The sequence below is a fragment of the Roseibium polysiphoniae genome (assembly GCF_014842925.1).
GTDB lineage: Bacteria > Pseudomonadota > Alphaproteobacteria > Rhizobiales > Stappiaceae > Roseibium > Roseibium polysiphoniae.
The window spans coordinates 386,393-401,852 of sequence record NZ_JACYXJ010000001.1; the positions used below are offsets into that span (position 1 = coordinate 386,393).

General features: G+C 58.0%; 17 protein-coding genes. 11 read left to right on the top strand and 6 right to left on the bottom strand.

The features are described 5' to 3' along the window. The first annotated feature begins 58 nt into the window (after positions 1–58). Positions 59–928, top strand: coding sequence for a DMT family transporter (locus tag IG617_RS01845; protein ID WP_192106798.1), 870 nt, complete (start codon positions 59–61; stop codon positions 926–928). A gap of 101 nt (positions 929–1,029) precedes the next feature. Continuing rightward, positions 1,030–2,259, top strand: a complete 1,230-nt coding sequence (locus IG617_RS01850; protein ID WP_192106800.1) for a multidrug effflux MFS transporter — start codon at positions 1,030–1,032, stop codon at positions 2,257–2,259. 77 nt (positions 2,260–2,336) lie between these two features. Here IG617_RS01850 and IG617_RS01855 read toward each other — a convergent pair whose 3' ends face one another. Next, entirely contained in the window at positions 2,337–4,406 is a 2,070-nt protein-coding gene (locus IG617_RS01855; RefSeq protein ID WP_254170402.1) for a 4Fe-4S dicluster domain-containing protein, read from the bottom strand. Positions 4,407–4,593: 187 nt separating this feature from the next. On the opposite strand from IG617_RS01855, the gene IG617_RS01860 reads away from it, so the two are divergent. Both IG617_RS01860 and IG617_RS01865 read left to right on the top strand, forming a co-directional pair. Beyond that, on the top strand, positions 4,594–5,136 hold the full coding sequence (locus IG617_RS01860; RefSeq protein ID WP_192106802.1) for a DUF3305 domain-containing protein: 543 nt from the start codon (positions 4,594–4,596) through the stop codon (positions 5,134–5,136). Next, positions 5,126–5,845, top strand: coding sequence for a DUF3306 domain-containing protein (locus IG617_RS01865; protein WP_192106804.1), 720 nt, complete (start codon positions 5,126–5,128; stop codon positions 5,843–5,845). The genes IG617_RS01860 and IG617_RS01865 overlap by 11 nt, the downstream gene beginning before the upstream one ends. 12 nt (positions 5,846–5,857) lie before the next feature. Here the strand turns inward: IG617_RS01865 and IG617_RS01870 are convergent, their stop codons facing one another. Together IG617_RS01870 and moaA are read right to left on the bottom strand one after the other, a co-directional pair. Continuing rightward, positions 5,858–6,196, bottom strand: a complete 339-nt coding sequence (locus IG617_RS01870) for a hypothetical protein (protein WP_192106806.1) — start codon at positions 6,194–6,196, stop codon at positions 5,858–5,860. Positions 6,197–6,200: 4 nt separating this feature from the next. Then, complete coding sequence (moaA, locus tag IG617_RS01875) at positions 6,201–7,193, bottom strand: GTP 3',8-cyclase MoaA (protein ID WP_420826133.1); 993 nt, start codon at positions 7,191–7,193, stop codon at positions 6,201–6,203. 381 nt (positions 7,194–7,574) lie between these two features. On the opposite strand from moaA, the gene IG617_RS01880 reads away from it, so the two are divergent. The 4 genes from IG617_RS01880 (at position 7,575) to IG617_RS01895 (ending at position 10,278) form a co-directional block, all read left to right on the top strand. Then, positions 7,575–7,904: an ArsR/SmtB family transcription factor gene (locus tag IG617_RS01880; RefSeq protein ID WP_192106808.1), complete on the top strand. Its 330-nt coding sequence runs from the start codon at positions 7,575–7,577 to the stop codon at positions 7,902–7,904. Further along, positions 7,901–8,332 (top strand): SRPBCC family protein, encoded by a 432-nt coding sequence (locus tag IG617_RS01885; RefSeq protein ID WP_192106809.1) that lies wholly within the window; start codon positions 7,901–7,903, stop codon positions 8,330–8,332. Before IG617_RS01880 ends, IG617_RS01885 begins: the two co-directional genes overlap by 4 nt. Before the next feature lie 92 nt (positions 8,333–8,424). Next, entirely contained in the window at positions 8,425–9,861 is a 1,437-nt protein-coding gene (locus IG617_RS01890; RefSeq protein WP_192106810.1) for a cryptochrome/photolyase family protein, read from the top strand. Between the two features lie 51 nt (positions 9,862–9,912). Then, on the top strand, positions 9,913–10,278 hold the full coding sequence (locus IG617_RS01895) for a gamma-butyrobetaine hydroxylase-like domain-containing protein (protein ID WP_192106811.1): 366 nt from the start codon (positions 9,913–9,915) through the stop codon (positions 10,276–10,278). An 81-nt stretch (positions 10,279–10,359) separates the two neighbouring features. On the opposite strand, the gene IG617_RS01900 is transcribed toward IG617_RS01895, so the two are convergent. The 3 genes from IG617_RS01900 to IG617_RS01910 all read right to left on the bottom strand — a co-directional run bounded on the left by IG617_RS01900 (position 10,360) and on the right by IG617_RS01910 (position 12,383). Further along, entirely contained in the window at positions 10,360–10,737 is a 378-nt protein-coding gene (locus IG617_RS01900) for a hypothetical protein (RefSeq protein ID WP_192106812.1), read from the bottom strand. A 222-nt stretch (positions 10,738–10,959) separates the two neighbouring features. Then, a complete protein-coding gene (locus tag IG617_RS01905; protein WP_192106813.1) occupies positions 10,960–11,553 on the bottom strand; it encodes a L,D-transpeptidase in 594 nt (197 codons plus the stop codon). Between the two features lie 203 nt (positions 11,554–11,756). Beyond that, a complete protein-coding gene (locus IG617_RS01910) occupies positions 11,757–12,383 on the bottom strand; it encodes an LbetaH domain-containing protein (protein ID WP_192106814.1) in 627 nt (208 codons plus the stop codon). A gap of 332 nt (positions 12,384–12,715) precedes the next feature. On the opposite strand from IG617_RS01910, the gene phnC reads away from it, so the two are divergent. The 3 genes from phnC to phnE all read left to right on the top strand — a co-directional run bounded on the left by phnC (position 12,716) and on the right by phnE (position 15,455). Then, positions 12,716–13,558: a phosphonate ABC transporter ATP-binding protein gene (gene phnC / locus IG617_RS01915; protein WP_192106816.1), complete on the top strand. Its 843-nt coding sequence runs from the start codon at positions 12,716–12,718 to the stop codon at positions 13,556–13,558. Positions 13,559–13,610: 52 nt separating this feature from the next. Continuing rightward, positions 13,611–14,531 carry a phosphonate ABC transporter substrate-binding protein gene (phnD, locus tag IG617_RS01920; RefSeq protein WP_192106818.1) on the top strand — a complete coding sequence of 307 codons (921 nt, stop codon included), beginning with the start codon at positions 13,611–13,613 and terminating at the stop codon, positions 14,529–14,531. 75 nt (positions 14,532–14,606) lie between these two features. After that, positions 14,607–15,455, top strand: coding sequence for a phosphonate ABC transporter, permease protein PhnE (gene phnE, locus IG617_RS01925; protein ID WP_192106820.1), 849 nt, complete (start codon positions 14,607–14,609; stop codon positions 15,453–15,455). Positions 15,456–15,460 lie beyond the last annotated feature (5 nt).

Consider the following 15,460-nt stretch of genomic DNA (forward strand, 5'->3'; position numbering starts at 1 on the left):
GGTCTAAGCAGGGTCGGCGAATGGGCATGCCCCTGTTCGCTTTTCATGGAGAGCTGTTTTGGAAATTCGAGACAACGGGCCTGCAATTGGTGCGATGCTCGTGGCGAATGCTGCTTTCCTGCTCAATGACACCCTGGTGAAGTTTTCATCCGACAATTTGCCACTCGGGCAGATGATTTTTGTACGTGGCGCGATCTGTATTGTCCTGCTGGCGATCGTCTGCCAGGTCACTGGCGTGTTCCGCTCGGCGCGGCTTCTCATCCATCCGATGGTTCTTCTCAGAACCCTTGCCGAGGTCTGTGCGACGCTCCTGTATCTGACCGCCTTGATGCGCATGCCCATCGCAAATGCCACATCAATTCTTCAGGCGCTGCCCCTGGTCGTGACCGCAGCTGCTGCCATCTTCCTCAAGGCGCCCGTCGGCTGGCGGCGCTGGACGGCAATTGGCGTCGGCCTGACAGGTGTGATGCTCATCATCCGGCCCGGGTTCGAAGGCTTCGACGCATGGGCGCTCGTTGCGCTGGCAGGCGTCATGTTCATGGCGATACGCGATCTCTCGACCCGGCAAATGCCTGAGGAAATCCCGACCTATGGCGTCAGTCTCATGACGGCTGTGGGCGTAACGATCATGGGGGCTGGGCTCTCGGTGTCAGAGGGCTGGCAGCCGATGGCCCTTCAGGATTATCTGAGTTTGTCCGGCGCTGCCGGGTTTATCCTCTTCGGCTATATCTTCATCATTCTGGCCATGCGCTCCGGCGATATTTCCGTAGTCGCTCCCTTTCGATACTCGGCGGTTTTATGGGCGCTGGCAATTGGGTTCCTCGTCTGGGGCGAGGTTCCCGATGCCATGACAATCATCGGAACAACGATCATCATTCTGACTGGCATCTACAGCTTCTGGCGCGAAAGGCGTCTGTCAGGCGGATAGTCAAATCAACATCTTTCTTCTCATCCGGTGAGCTTGTTTTCGCCGGATGCGCCTCTTATTGTCCACAATCCATCCTTCCGCGAGGGGCCTGCGTCCGCCGCATGACAACCAAGACATCGACAGCATATGAAACGGCCCCGAGACGGGTCCCGTCACTTGCGATTTTGATCGCGATTTCGACGGTCGCGCCCGTTTCTATGAATATATTCCTCCCATCTCTTGCCGGCATGGTCGAGGCATTCGACACCACCACGGCGACGGTCCAGCTGACAATGTCGGTGTATTTTGCCGCAGTTGCCTTGGCGCAGATCTTCCTGGGGCCCTTGTCGGATCGCTATGGTCGGCGCCCCGTCATTCTGGCCGGGATGGCGCTTTATGTGGTCGGAAGCGTTCTCTGCCTGTTGGCTCCGACCATAGAGATCTTGATCCTCGCACGTGTCGTGCAGGCGATTGGCGGCTGCGCCGGCCTTTCTTTGGGCCGTGCCATCGTTCGCGACCTTTATGAGCGCGACAAGGCAGCCAGCATGATTGGCTACGTGACGATGGGCATGACCGTCGGTCCAATGCTCGGTCCGGTGTTCGGCGGGCTGCTGGACGAAAGCTACGGGTGGCAGGGGGGATTCTACCTGATGGTCGGGCTCGGTGTAGTCGTTCTTGTTGCGTCCTTGTTCAACCTTCATGAGACGAATTACAAAAGGACCTCCAGCGGGGGGCTATCGGGACTTTGGCGCAACTATCGCAGCCTTGGCCGTCACAAGCTGTTCTGGGCCTATGCGTTGACAGCCATGTTCACGTCATCCGTCTATTTCGCCTACCTGGGCGGCGCGCCTTTTATTGCCGCCAAAAAGTTCGGCATGGGCCCCGCCGAGATGGGGCTGTACTTCATGTTCGTCGCGGTAGGCTACATCGTTGGAAATGGCATTTCTGGCCGGGTCGCCGCACGCGTCGGCATCCTGAAGATGGTGGTGGTTGGATCAGCGCTGCCGGCGATTGCGATCGTCGCATTGATCATTGATGCCGGGCTTGGTCTGGCGCATCCGCTTGCCTTGTTTCTCCCCATGTTCATGATCGGTCTGGGCAACGGCATCTGCCTGCCAAGCGCCGTTTCAGGCGCGGTCAGTGTGAAGCCGGAACTTGCCGGTGCGGCTTCAGGCCTGAGCGGCAGTCTTCAGATCGGACTGGGCGCCTTTACCAGTGCTCTTGTCGCCTGGCTTTTGTCCGACGCCATGTGGCCCGCGTCTATCTGGCCGATGGTGACAGTGATGGCTTTGGGAACCATCGGAGCCTACAGCTGCGTCTTTGCGGCCGTTGCCCTGGAACGCCGCGCCTGACACCTCCGTCTCCGGACCAAGAAAAAAGGCGACGCCATTTCTGGGCATCGCCTTTTTTGTGTGTCCGCATCGGAGTTCTAATGCTCTTTGAGGAAATCCTCGACCGAAAGACCGCTTTCCTGAGCCTCTAGATAGTCATCCGTGGTGCGCAGACGTGGGCGCGGGCTGGTCCGTAGCAGGCTGTCCTCCATGTTCCACTGCGCGTTGATACGGCAGTCGTCGCACATTTCGATCAGATTGACCTGAGCGTCCGAACGGAACATGTGATGTTTGCCTGCCAGCTGGCTTTTGATCCGCTCGATGGTGGACTTGGTGCCAAAGGCCTTGCCGCAGGAGGTGCAGGTCGCAGGTTCTTCCGAATGGAGAACCACTGGCTGCATGGCCGAAGCTTCCGTGTTGAACCGAGCCTCGAGCGAGATGACGTTTTCCGGGCAGGTGGTCTGACACAGGCCACATTGGACGCAGGCTGATTCAATGAAACTGACCTGAGGGCGATCCGGGTTGTCGGAAAGCGCACCTGCCGGACAAGCCGAAACACAGCTTAGGCAGAGCGTGCAGCCGTCGCTGTCAATCTCAATCCGGCCGTAAGGAGCTTTCTCCGGCAAGGGGAAAAGAGCCGGAGCATCTGGCGATGCACTGTGGAACGTCGTGATGGCCAGGCGGGCCACGTCCCGTTTGCCGCCCACGGGAGCAATTCGCCGCGGCGCTGAGATCAACGGCAAGGCAACCGGTCCAGCAGACAGCGCCTCGGCGAGCTTGTCCGGATCGCTGTCACAGACAATCGTGATCCTGTTCTCGGCAGTGTGTCCCATTCCAGTGACAAGGGCACGGGCAAGCTCGGCCTCGTTTTTCAGCGGCAGCAGCTCATCCCGGTTGGCGGGATCACTCAGGAACAAGATCCGCTCAGCCCCGGCAAGAAAGGCAGCAATCATCGCTTCATGGCCAAAGCCTGTGGCGGCATGAAGACCCATGGGCAGGACATTGCCCGGCAAGCCGTCCGAAAAACGGGCCAGAGCACCAATGACATCTGCGCCATGGTCGCTGTCATGAATGAGAAGCACAGGTGCGCTTCCGCCTGCCTCTTGATAGCCGATCAGGAGGCCTTGAACGCGTCCAAGCAGGTCTTCGCGATGGGGATACTGATAGTTGATGGCGCCGGTCGGGCAGCTGGCTGCGCAGCTGCCGCATCCGCCGCAGATGCCAGCGTCGATTGCTACCTTCTCGCCCGTCGACTGGATCGCGCCCGCAGGACAGGCGTCGAGGCAGTTGGAGCAACCGGTCTTGCCTGCGTGACTATGGGCGCAAATATCGGCGTCATAGGCAACATAGAGTGGTTTTTCGAACTCCCCGACCAGGTCGCCCGCGTCCCGCAAGATACGCGCGACGGCGAGTGGGTCGGCAGGGTCCGCGCGGAGGTAGCCATCGCGCTTTTGCGGCGCGGTGATCGGAGCGATCTCGCCGCTGAGGTCAACGACCAGCGCACAGCTTGATTTTGCCCCGTCGCGCGGCATCAGAAATTCGGGCGTGCGTCGCGAAGAGGGAAGCATCGGCGCATAGCCGTTGAGCACGACGTCAAAGGTTCCGAGCGAGCCTTTGAGCGTCTTGATGTGGCCGCGAAAGATCGGAAACGGCAGCACGGAGGGCAGAACGACATCGTCACTCGACGTGAGAACCAATGTCACCGAAAGGCTGTCTTCCAGCGCCAATGCGGCATCCAGGGCAGCTTGCCCGGCACCGTAGACCAGGCACAGACCATCGGATGCAATGGTTTTGACCGGCGTCGGCCTTGCAGCCGAGGCGTTATCTGCATCCTTCAGAAGAGCGAGGATCTTTGGTGTCGGGTCGACCGTATCGGCGGACCAGCCCGCGGTTTCCCGGATGTTGACGAAGCGAACCCGATCTTCAGTGCCAGCTTCTTCGGCAATCTCGCGAAAGAGCGGCGCTTCCTGGGTACATGCCACGGTCAGCGGGCTGTCACCCTCGAGTGCGGTCTCAAATACGTTGATCTCGTCGCGGCACAACTGACTGCAAACAGGGGCGGCAAGGCGCTCGCCGAGAGCCTGGGCCGTGTCATCGAGCGCCATTGTCTTGAAACAGTTGCAGACGAGGATGCGGCCTTTGCTGGCAGGCATCTGGGAAGCTGACATCGGCGTTCTCCGGTGGGGCTGGCCCCGTTTTTATAATTATTCCAAGTTTATAGGCGGTGACATCATTTGCAAGGTCGAACTGGGGTGAAACTCTTGCCCCTCACTGCAAATGATCCTCGTTTTTTCAAAGGTTTGCCCGAGACCGCAAATGGCCTAAAATGAACTTGAGAGATCGGGAGAATACGCCTTGGAAGTCGAGATCACACGTCAGGTCTGCATCGTTCTGGAACAGCGAAAGAGCCAACATGCCTGGGTCGATCACACTTGGCTGCCGGTCGCCGTTCTGCCTGATTCTGGCGGCGATGGAACATGGCAGGAAGCCGAACCGAATGGCGACGCTCGTGTCTTCACCTTCGGTCCGGTTGCCCTGACCCTGCACCGGCGCATGGGAGAGGCGTATGATGCCAACATTGAGACCGAGGCCCCAGCGCTTTGGGTGATGCTGGACGACGCTGACAGTGAGCCGGTTCCCTTCAAGGTGCGCGGTGTCACCGCAGATCCTTATGAGGCCATGGGCGCACTTGATTCCGGCGAAGGTATGGTTGAGCGTCTGCCGGTCCCAACCGAAATTCTTCATTGGATGGTCGACTATTTGAAGCAGATGCCTGATCCGGAGAAATTCAGGAAGAGAAAGCGCGTGCCGCATTCCGGGGAAGAGCTGAAATTCGGCAAGGTGCCGATTTTTGAGCCCGGAGGACGGCGCGAGGGGACAACACGCGATGACACGTGAGACCTCCGAAGGCGAAGGCTTTCTTCAGCGCTGGTCCCGTCGCAAGCGGGGCGAAGCGGACGATGCAGAAGCGGCCTCCCATGAAGCCAGCGAACCGGCGATCTTGGATGCTCAAGACGGCGCGGCTGCGCCAGACACGCCGGAGGATCCGGAACTTGTAGCCAATCGTGAGGCCGCCGAAGCTGTTGATCTGGACAGCCTTGTCTATGAATCCGATTTCACCGTCTTCATGAAAAAGGGGGTTCCAACGGAACTCAAGAATGCTGCCCTTCGCAAACTCTGGCGCAGCAATCCTGTTCTCGCGGTGGTCGACGGTCTTAACGACTATGATGAGGACTTCAGAGTTGCCGAGGGCGCTCTCGAACATTTCCAGAGCGCCTGGAAAGTCGGCAAGGGCTACGCCGACAAGGCCGAGGAAGTGGCCGCGGAAATGGAAGAGAAGTCAGCCAGGCTTGCGGATGCACGCCAACGTCTGGCCTCCGGTGAAACCTCGAATCTTGAGACCGACGCTGAGACGAAGCAGTCTGTTTCACCAGAGGAAGAAGGTGAGCCGACCCCAGTCGAAGAACTGAAAGAGGCGGAAGAGCTTCCCTTGCCGGACCACGCCGAGGGGCAGATGGCAATTGAAACCTCTGAGGCCACTGCGGAGCAGGAAACCCCGCTCCAGAAGGTGCCGATCCGCCGCCGCATGAGCTTCTCGACGGACTAGAGATCGTGGATTCTAGCCACCCGCCGGAAACTGTGTTTCGCAATAGGATGTCGCGCGGCGCTTGAAGGACGGGTACTGGCTGTCCTTGATCATGCCTTCTGCGAGCAGCTGGTCGATGTCACCGACACGGTTGGAGAGACAGGCATCAAGTTCCGGATTGCCTGACGTTTGCGCTTCTGGTTCCTTGCCCGTGACCATCGCGATGGCATCACGCACGAAGGGAACATCCTCGCGGCCAAGCCAGACCATCAATGCAAGACAAGAAATTGCGATCGCAAGCGCGACAAGCCTTCCTCCACTGCCATCCAACGAGGAGGCCGATTTCGAGCTGCGATCTTGCTCGGCGCCCATGGTGCTAGCCGCCGGTCACGCTCATGTGCCGTGTAACGGCGGGCTGCTTGGTGCGACGGTCGATGATGAAATCATGTCCCTTCGGCTTGCGGCCAATGGCTTCATCGATGGCAGCGCTCAGAAGCTCGTTGCCTTCCGAGGCCCGCAATGGCGCCCTCAGGTCGGCCATGTCGTCCTGGCCGAGGCACATGTAAAGCTGACCGGTGCAGGTCACGCGGACCCGGTTGCAGCTTTCGCAGAAATTGTGGGTCATCGGCGTGATGAAGCCAATACGGCCGCCGGTTTCCTTCACCGCCATGTAGCGGGCAGGGCCACCTGTCTTGTAGGGAATGTCTTCCATCGTAAAGGCATCGGACATGCGCGCGCGGACAAGCGAGAGGGGTAGGTACTGATCCGTCCGGTCACCGTCGATCTCGCCCAGCGGCATGGTTTCGATCAGGGTCAGATCGTGACCATTGGCATGGCACCATTCCATCATCGGAATAATCTCATGCTCGTTGACGCCCTTCAGAGCGACCATGTTGATCTTGATGGCGAGGCCGGCGTCTTTCGCGGCCTGAATGCCCTCCATGACCTTGCCCAGGTCTCCCCAGCGGGTGATCGCCTTGAAACGATCTGCATCCAGAGTGTCCATGGAGACGTTGATCCGCCTCACGCCGCAATCGCTCAGCTCGGACGACAGTTTGGCAAGCTGGGAGCCGTTGGTCGTGATTGTCAGCTCTTCCAGGTCGCCGCTGTCGATATGACGCGACAGGCCACGGATCAGGCTCATGATGTTCTTGCGGACCAGCGGTTCGCCGCCGGTCAAACGGAGCTTGCGGACGCCCTTTTCGATGAAGGCTGTGCAAAGCCGGTCGAGTTCTTCAAGCGAGAGAACCTCGCGCTTGGGCAGAAACGTCATGTCCTCGGCCATGCAGTAGACACAGCGGAAATCGCAGCGGTCTGTCACCGAAACCCTTAGATAAGACACAGCGCGCCCGAACGGGTCGATCATCATCGGCTTTTCCCTGGGGGTGTTGCCCAGATCGATGGGCGCTGAAGTGGACATTGAACGGTCCGTCGTACCACCCGACATTCATCTCTCCCTTTATCCCGCCGCGCGTCCGGCCGGATGCCTTTTCGGCACTTGAAACCAACCTAATGCAATTTGGACCAAGCGCAATATCCGGAAAGGACAAAGATTTTTGACCCAGCTTCACTCCGCCGTTTTGAGTCGTTTTCCTTTCCCTGCTCTCTGAAATTCTTCGAGAAAAAAATGATACTTGCAGGTATCATTTTAATATGATACTTTTTGGTATCATTATGAGCGAAGGGAGTTAAGAGCGATGTTGCTGGATGAAGCGCCTTCAGGGCTGTCCACTGGAAAGGGGAGGAGCCAATGAATCTCGGTCCGCAGCAGACCTTCCGCGCTCTGGCTGATCCGACCAGGCGGCAAATCCTGATGTTTCTGAAGAAGGACAGCATGACGCTGGGTGAAATCGCGGGCCATTTCGACATGACCCGCGCGGCGGTGAAGAAACATCTGGTCATGCTTGAGGACGGGTTGTTGATCACCAGCCGGGCGGAAGGGCGTGAGCGCATTCACAAGCTTCAACCGGCCGGATTGAAGAGTGCCATCGAGTGGCTCGGCTATTTCGACCAGTTCTGGGACGAACGTCTTGCCAGCTTGAAAACGGCCATTGAAAGTGAAACGGGAGAACAGGAATGACTGGTACCATTGTTGTAAAAACTGTGTTTTTTGCGGCCCCGCGTGAAACCGTATGGGCTTTTCTGACGGAGAAGGACAAGCTGGCAAAGTGGTTCCATCCGGCAAATGCTGATCTGGTGCAAGGTGAGGATTACGCCTTGCTCGATCGCGACAGCGGCGAAAAGCTCTGTTGGGGCTCGGTGCTCGAAATGCGGCCCGTCAGCCGGCTTGTCTGGTCCTTCACGGTGAAGCCGTTGAATGGCGCCATGACAAAAGTGACCTGGGAACTGGAAGAAACAGCTGGCGGTACGCGACTTTCCTTGAACCATGAAGGCGTTGAGGCTGCGGCGGGAGAGGCAGCCATGTCTCTTCTGACGGCCCTTGACCGGGGTTGGGATGAGCACTTTGGCAAGCTGCGCGACACGATCAAGGCCTTGATCCTCGCATAGGAGAGCAGGGGTCCTTGCGGACAAGCGATATTTTCTGTGATCTGAAGCCCCACACTTGCGTAAGCTTTGAAAACGCTCACAAAGAATGGCTCATGATCACCATCGTTTGGTTCCGTCAGGACCTCCGCCTCTCCGACAATCCTGCCTTGAGCGAAGCCGCCGCGCAGGGAAAAGTTCTTCCGGTGTTTATCCTGGAAGACCCGCAAACAAGCGGGGAGACGCATGCTCTTGGTGGTGCGAGCCGTTGGTGGCTCCACCACAGTCTGAGATCTTTGAAACAGGACCTGGGCGACCTTTTGATCCTGCGCGGTGACGCGAGGGTCGCGCTTCCAGCGCTGGTCGAACAGACCGGTGCGGAGGCCGTTCACTGGAATCGGTGCTATGAACCGCAGGCCATCGAAAGAGACAGCGAAATCAAGGCGAGCTTGAAAGAGGCGGGCGTCAATGTCCGCAGTTTCAAGGCGTCTCTTCTGTTCGAACCCTGGGAGCTGGAAACAAAAACCGGCGGTCCGTTCAAGGTCTATTCGCCGTTCTGGCGCGCGGCCCAACAGAAGATTTTTTCAGCGCCACTCCCACGTCCTCAAAAACTTGAATTGGCCTCCTTCGAAGCAGAAAGCACGATTGATGACTTGGAGCTTCTGCCAGCGCAGCCGAACTGGGCCGAAGGTTGGGACCGGCTCTGGACGCCTGGCGAACAGGGAGCGAGAGAGCGCCTGAGTGCCTTTCTTGAAAAGGATCTGGAAGGCTACGGCGAACTGCGCAACCGGCCGGATTTGCCAAACGTCTCCAGATTGTCCCCACATCTTCATTTCGGCGAGATTTCGCCAGGTCAGATCCGGCAGGAGACGCTTGCCGCTGCGGAGCACAGGGACGGCCTCGACAAGGATGCCGCCAAGTTTCTCAGCGAGATTGGCTGGCGCGAGTTTGCCTATCACTTGCTCTACCACTTCCCGACGATCCCGCATGCGAACTGGAAGCCAGGTTTCGACGCCTATCCATGGCGCGAGAGCGAAGAAGACCTCAGGGCCTGGCAGTCCGGCCAAACCGGCTATCCGATTGTTGACGCCGGCATGCGCGAGCTTTGGCAGACTGGATACATGCACAACCGCGTGCGCATGATTGTCGCCAGCTTTCTGATCAAGCATCTGCGTCTGGATTGGCGCCATGGCGAGGCCTGGTTCCGCGATACGCTGCTGGATGCGGACTTGGCCAACAACTCGGCGAGCTGGCAGTGGGTGGCCGGCAGTGGAGCCGATGCCTCGCCTTATTTCAGGATTTTCAATCCGATGACCCAGGGCGCAAAGTTCGACCCGGAAGGTGACTATGTGCGCAAATGGGTGCCGGAACTGAAAGAGCTCGATACAACCTATCTCAACGCTCCCTTCGAAGCGCCCAAGGTAGCGCTCGAAAAGGCAGGTCTCCGGCTCGGGGAAACCTACCCCAGGCCGATCGTGGATCATTTCAAGGCCCGCGATGCCGCTCTGGAGGGCTACCAGTTGGTGAAGCAGGCAAACGAAGACGCGGCTTGATCTTTGCTGTGACGCGCTTATCGTCCGCGCAAAGCACTGGAGACACCGCACGTGAGCGAACAGAAAACCTGGCCGACGGAACTGCGCCTGAAGAATGACAAGCAGACGCTGCTCGTGTCGTTCGATACGGGCGAAACCCATGAATACAGCGCCGAATATCTGCGCGTGTGTTCGCCCTCTGCAGAAGTCCAGGGACATGGCCCCTCGCAGAAAAAGACGGTGCCGGGTAAATCGCATGTCGGCATCATGAAGATCGAACCGGTCGGCAACTATGCCGTCCGCATTCATTTCGACGACATGCACAACACCGGTATCTTCACTTGGGACTATTTCCTCGAGCTTGCCAACGAAAAGGACAAGCACTGGGGCGGGTATCTGAACGAACTGGAAGAAAAAGGCCTTACCCGCGAACGGTAGGGTCGTTTCCACCGCCGGAGATCCAACAAAGGAAACGGTGATAGTCTTGCCGCTGCGGCCGGCCGTGACTTGATGGAGTTCTCAGTCGTCAGGCTGTTTCTTTCCCAAATCAACTGCCATCTGGTCCACGTAGGCTAGGATCGCTTCGATGTCGTCGAGTGAAAGAATCACTTCGCGAATGGTTGCCGGCAGGTGTTCGGGCCGCGGGTCGTCCCCGTCCAGCCGGATGTGGGCAGGGTGCGGGTTCCGCGCCATGAAGCTGCCGAAACGTTCTTCCCAGTCCTTTAGAAACTCGATCATGATCTTGAAAGACGGCGTCGAGGATGTGCCAGTGAAGCGGTCCGACTCGCTGACGATATGGCAACGGGCGCAATGGAGTTTCGAAAGGGCCAGTCCGCGTTCGGCCAAAGGCGTCTGTGCTTTCGCAGGACTCGATTGAACTGCAATCAGTAGGACCATCGACAGCCCCAGGTTCAGGATATTGCACCTGGCTGTTGAGTGCTGGGATGACGCTGCTGATGGCTGACGCCCCCTTGTTCTCCCAAGTTCTTGGCAAGGCATCTGGCTCTCCCTTTTTTCTCATTTAGCCAGAGAAAGGAGCGAGATGCCAGCTGTCTGAGGGGCGCCCTAAATGCAAAAAGCCGGCGCAAGGCCGGCTTTTCGACGGATCTCAGAAAGAGATCAGCGCTTGACGATGATCTTCGATCCAACGCTGACGTTCTTGTGCAGGTGGATGATGTCTTCGTTCGCGAGGCGAATGCAGCCGGATGAAACGGCGCTGCCGATTGTCCAAGGCTGATTGGTGCCATGTACGCGGTAAAGGGTCGAGCCGATGTAGAGCGCGCGTGCGCCCAGCGGATTGTTCGGGCCACCCTTCATGTGTGCCGGCAGGATCCGGCCCTTGGCGCGTTCGCGAGCACGCATCTGCGGCGGAGGTGTCCAGCCCGGCCATTCCGCCTTGCGGGTGATCCGGTGCGTGCCGGACCACTGGAAGCCGTCCTTGCCGACGCCGATGCCATATTTCATGGCCTTGCCACCTGGCAGAACGTGATAGAGGCGGCGCTCTTCCGTATCGACGACGATGGTTCCAGGGCTGTAAGGCCCCTTATAGCTGACCTTTTTCCGCCGGATCGGCGACTTTCCACCGTAGGATGGACCGTAGGTCACCCATTTCTTGGTGTTCGGATCGAAAAACTGACCACCCGGTGCGGCGAACGCTGCGCTGGTCACAAACATGATCAGCATCGCGCAGATCGCGAAAATTCCCTTTCCCATCCTAAGTCCCCAATGGTTCGGTATTAAAAACTAGACGAAATTAAACTCATCTAATCCTAGAGTTTTAGCCTTGCCGTTGGGTTAATGCTATCACATGGCGCCGTCCATCAAGGCCTGCTCACGGATTTGTGAGCGCGAGCGGTGGCGTTGGTACACGCAAAGCGGGATTTTAGTGATTTTGCTGGCGCTGCTGAGACGTTCTGCTAGCGGTATTTCTCGATAAAGGCATCGATCGAAAGGGCTCTGAAGTCGGGAAGCCTGGCTTTGAGCGTCGAATGATCCCAGTCCCACCAGGCGATCTCCTGCAGAGCGTCGCCCTGGCTTTCCGAGAAGCGGCGTTTGATTTCCTTGGCAGCAACGCCGCCGACGATCGTGTAGGGTACCACATCCTTGGAGACGACCGCGCCGGCAGCAACGATTGCACCGGTTCCCACGTAAACACCTGCAAGCACTGTTGCCCCATGGCCGATCCACACGTCGTGGCCAAGCGTCACCCAGTCCTTCTTTCGCCACTCGAAGAAACTGTCGTCGTTGTCACCCAAGTCATACGCTGCAGCGCGATAGCTGAAATGATGCTGCGACGCGCGCCAGGTCGGGTGATTGCCTGGATTCAAGCGCACATTTCGGGCGATGGAGCAGAATTTGCCAGTGGTTGACCAGACGACGTCACCGCCCTGGACGATGTAGGAATAGTCGCCCATCTGGCTCTGGCGCATCTCAGTATGAGCACCGACTTCGGTCCAGATGCCGAGCTCTGACTCCAATACGATCGCATCAGGATGAATGTTCGGGGCGGAGGTCAGGGCGGATTTGTCGGCTGGACCGGGCATTTGTCACCTTGCAGGAAAGAAAGAACCTGCCGTGATTACGCCGCCGCGGATCGGGTTGGATTGCATTTTGATGACGTTTTGATGAATTTTTAAAGTCATATAGAGCGTCAGGTCTGGTCGGAAGAGGGTTGAATCACGATATGTATTTGAAAATATCGGTTTAATTCAGAAGTATCTCCTGGTTCTATTGAGTATGAATTTTTTATGTCACTGAACTGTCATTTATTAGTTGTCAAAACTTCAAGGCGACAAGAGGTTCTTGTCATTTCTCTGTAATATAGTCGTGGCTCTTGTCGCAGCTGGAAATTTTAATTCAGCGACAGGGCCTCCGGGTGATCCACTTCGAAAGCGTCACAAAGGACTTTGGCACCCGCACAGCGGTTGACCAGGTCAGCTTCACCATCGACAAGCCGCATATGGTCGGCATCATCGGGCGTTCCGGAGCGGGCAAGTCCACGCTTCTGCGGATGATCAACCGCCTGACGCCGGCAACATCCGGCCGGATCATTTTTAATGGCGAGGATATCCTGAGCCTCAAGGGCGCCATGATGCGCCGCTGGCAGCGCGACTGCGCCATGGTCTTCCAGCAGTTTAACCTTGTCCCGCGCCTTGATGTCGTGACCAACGTCATGCTCGGCCGGTTGAACGCTCAGTCGACGCTCAAGAGCATGTTCAACATCTTCAGCGCCGATGATGTGAACACGGCGCTTGCAGCGCTTGATCGCCTCGGCATCGTCCAGGAAGCGACCAAACGGGCAGAGGAACTGTCCGGCGGACAGCAGCAGCGCGTCGCCATTGCCCGCGCTCTCATGCAGGACCCGCACATGGTTCTGGCTGACGAGCCGATCGCATCGCTCGATCCGATGAACGCCAAGATCGTCATGGACGCCCTGCGCGAGATCCATGAACGCGACAACAAGGTCGTGATCTGCAACCTCCACACTCTCGATACTGCGCGCAACTATTGCGACCGCGTCATCGGAATGCGTGATGGCAAGGTTGTGTTCGACGGCGAGCCGGAGCTGCTTACCACCGATGTGGCCCGCGAGATTTACGGCGCCGACGAGAGTTTCAACGAGGCGGCGACATCGACCGCCATCGATACACCGGACGCAAGCGTTCGGAAAACAGATCCTGCCGGTGCGATGACGCCGGCAGCTGCGGCTGTGGTTTAGACCCGGTTGCTTTCAAACGTCATCAATATCCATCTCTTTGGGAGTGCCCCAGATGAACCTCGTTTCTAAGTTTGCCGCCCTTGCTGCGGTCAGCATGCTTGCCCTGAATGCAACTTCCGCAGTTGCTGCAGACAACATCACCGAATTCCGCATCGGCATCCTCGGCGGCGAAAACGCTTCCGACCGCCTGCGCGCTTACGAGTGCCTCGAAGAAAAGACTGCTGATCTTCTCGGCGTTCCGGTCAAGCTCTTCGCTCCTGCCGACTACAACGGCGTTATCGAAGGCCTGCTCGGCGGCAACCTCGACCTCGCATGGCTTGGTGCTTCTTCCTACGCGAAGGTTCACCTGACCGACCCGGAAGCTGTTGATCCGGTTCTCGTCAAGGTCAACGTCGATGGCGGCTACGGCTACTACTCGATCGGTTTTGCGCGCGTTGACAGCGAGATCAACTCGCTTGACGACATGAAGGGCAAGGTCTTCGGCTTCGGTGATCCGAACTCCACATCCGGTTACCTGATCCCGTCCATCGCCATCCCGCAGGAAGGCTACTCCATGAAGCCGGGCGAATACTTCGGCGACGTGAAGTTCACCGGTGGTCATGAGCAGACAATCGTTGCGGTTTCCAACGGCGACATCGACGCTGGCGTAACCTGGGCCGACGGCCTTGGCGAGTGGGAAGATGGCTACAACTCCGGCGCCCTGCGCAAGGCATCTGATGCTGGTCTGGTTGACATGACCGAACTGCAGCAGATCTGGCAGTCCCCGGTCATTCCGGAAGGTCCGATTGTTCTGTCCAAGAAGCTGCCGGTTGACGTCAAGATCAAGATGACTGGCCTGATCGCTTCCCTGAACTCCATGGACCCTGACTGCGCCTACAACATCGCAGCTGGTGAGACCAAGGGCTTCATGCCGATCACCCACGAAGCCTACGTCAACATCGTTGAAGCGCGCAAGGCGAAGAACAAGAACTAATCGTTCTTTTGAAACAGGAACGCGGGCCGCTCATCGGCCCGCGTTTTCTTTGGACTTCTTTTAAGGACTTTGGACATGGCCGTCGCCGCTTTGGAGCAGGAAATCCTCTCCTTACGCAAACGTCGCCAGCTTTACTCCCTGATCGGATTGTTGCTGGTCGTTGCCGTTCTGGTTTCCGGATATTCGAAATCAAACGAAATGAACTCCGGCGGCTTCCTTCAGGGGCTCTCGAAATTCTTTGACTACCCCGGTGAAATTGTCCTTGAGGCCTGGAACGCCGGACCTGCATTCTTCGGTCTGATCATTCAATACGTGCCGGCGATGCTTGAAACCTTGAATATCGCCGGTGTGGCAACATTGATCGGCGGCGCCATGGCGCTCGTGCTGGCGATGGCGTCGACCCGAAACGTCGACAGCTGGGGCCCGCTGATCCCGGTCGTGCGCCGCATGATGGACATCATGCGTGCCTTTCCAGAACTTATTGTAGCGTTGTTTTTGATTTTCGTCCTCGGATCGAGCCCGGTCCCGGCCATGATTGCAGTCGCGTTTCACACCGCGGGTGCACTTGGCAAACTATTCTCCGAGGTGAACGAGAATATCGATCGCAAACCGATCGAAGGTCTGAGCGCCTGTGGCGCCAGCTGGTTGCAGCGCATCCGCTACGCGGTGTTGCCGCAGGTCGCGCCCAACTACCTGAGCTATTTCCTGCTGCGCCTGGAAATCAATGTGCGTGCGTCGGCCATCCTCGGTTTCGTTGGTGCCGGCGGCATCGGCCAGGAGCTGCGACGCACCATCGGTTGGGGGCAGGGAGCCGGCGATGAAACCGCTGCGATCTTTGTGCTGCTTTTCCTCACCATCATGCTGATCGACCAGGTCTCGTCCTACCTTCGCGGCAAGCTGGTCGGCTCCGGCCGAGCTCACTAAGGGAA

What these genes read in the sequence shown, in the direction of transcription:
- IG617_RS01850 (WP_192106800.1), top strand. Translation starts at nt 1,030, where the DNA reads ATGACAACCAAGACATCGACAGCATATGAAACGGCCCCGAGACGGGTC.
- IG617_RS01855 (WP_254170402.1), bottom strand. Translation starts at nt 4,406, where the DNA reads ATGTCAGCTTCCCAGATGCCTGCCAGCAAAGGCCGCATCCTCGTCTGC.
- IG617_RS01865 (WP_192106804.1), top strand. Translation starts at nt 5,126, where the DNA reads ATGACACGTGAGACCTCCGAAGGCGAAGGCTTTCTTCAGCGCTGGTCC.
- IG617_RS01870 (WP_192106806.1), bottom strand. Translation starts at nt 6,196, where the DNA reads ATGGGCGCCGAGCAAGATCGCAGCTCGAAATCGGCCTCCTCGTTGGAT.
- moaA (WP_420826133.1), bottom strand. Translation starts at nt 7,193, where the DNA reads ATGATGATCGACCCGTTCGGGCGCGCTGTGTCTTATCTAAGGGTTTCG.
- IG617_RS01880 (WP_192106808.1), top strand. Translation starts at nt 7,575, where the DNA reads ATGAATCTCGGTCCGCAGCAGACCTTCCGCGCTCTGGCTGATCCGACC.
- IG617_RS01885 (WP_192106809.1), top strand. Translation starts at nt 7,901, where the DNA reads ATGACTGGTACCATTGTTGTAAAAACTGTGTTTTTTGCGGCCCCGCGT.
- IG617_RS01890 (WP_192106810.1), top strand. Translation starts at nt 8,425, where the DNA reads ATGATCACCATCGTTTGGTTCCGTCAGGACCTCCGCCTCTCCGACAAT.
- IG617_RS01900 (WP_192106812.1), bottom strand. Translation starts at nt 10,737, where the DNA reads ATGGTCCTACTGATTGCAGTTCAATCGAGTCCTGCGAAAGCACAGACG.
- IG617_RS01905 (WP_192106813.1), bottom strand. Translation starts at nt 11,553, where the DNA reads ATGGGAAAGGGAATTTTCGCGATCTGCGCGATGCTGATCATGTTTGTG.
- IG617_RS01910 (WP_192106814.1), bottom strand. Translation starts at nt 12,383, where the DNA reads ATGCCCGGTCCAGCCGACAAATCCGCCCTGACCTCCGCCCCGAACATT.
- phnD (WP_192106818.1), top strand. Translation starts at nt 13,611, where the DNA reads ATGAACCTCGTTTCTAAGTTTGCCGCCCTTGCTGCGGTCAGCATGCTT.
- phnE (WP_192106820.1), top strand. Translation starts at nt 14,607, where the DNA reads ATGGCCGTCGCCGCTTTGGAGCAGGAAATCCTCTCCTTACGCAAACGT.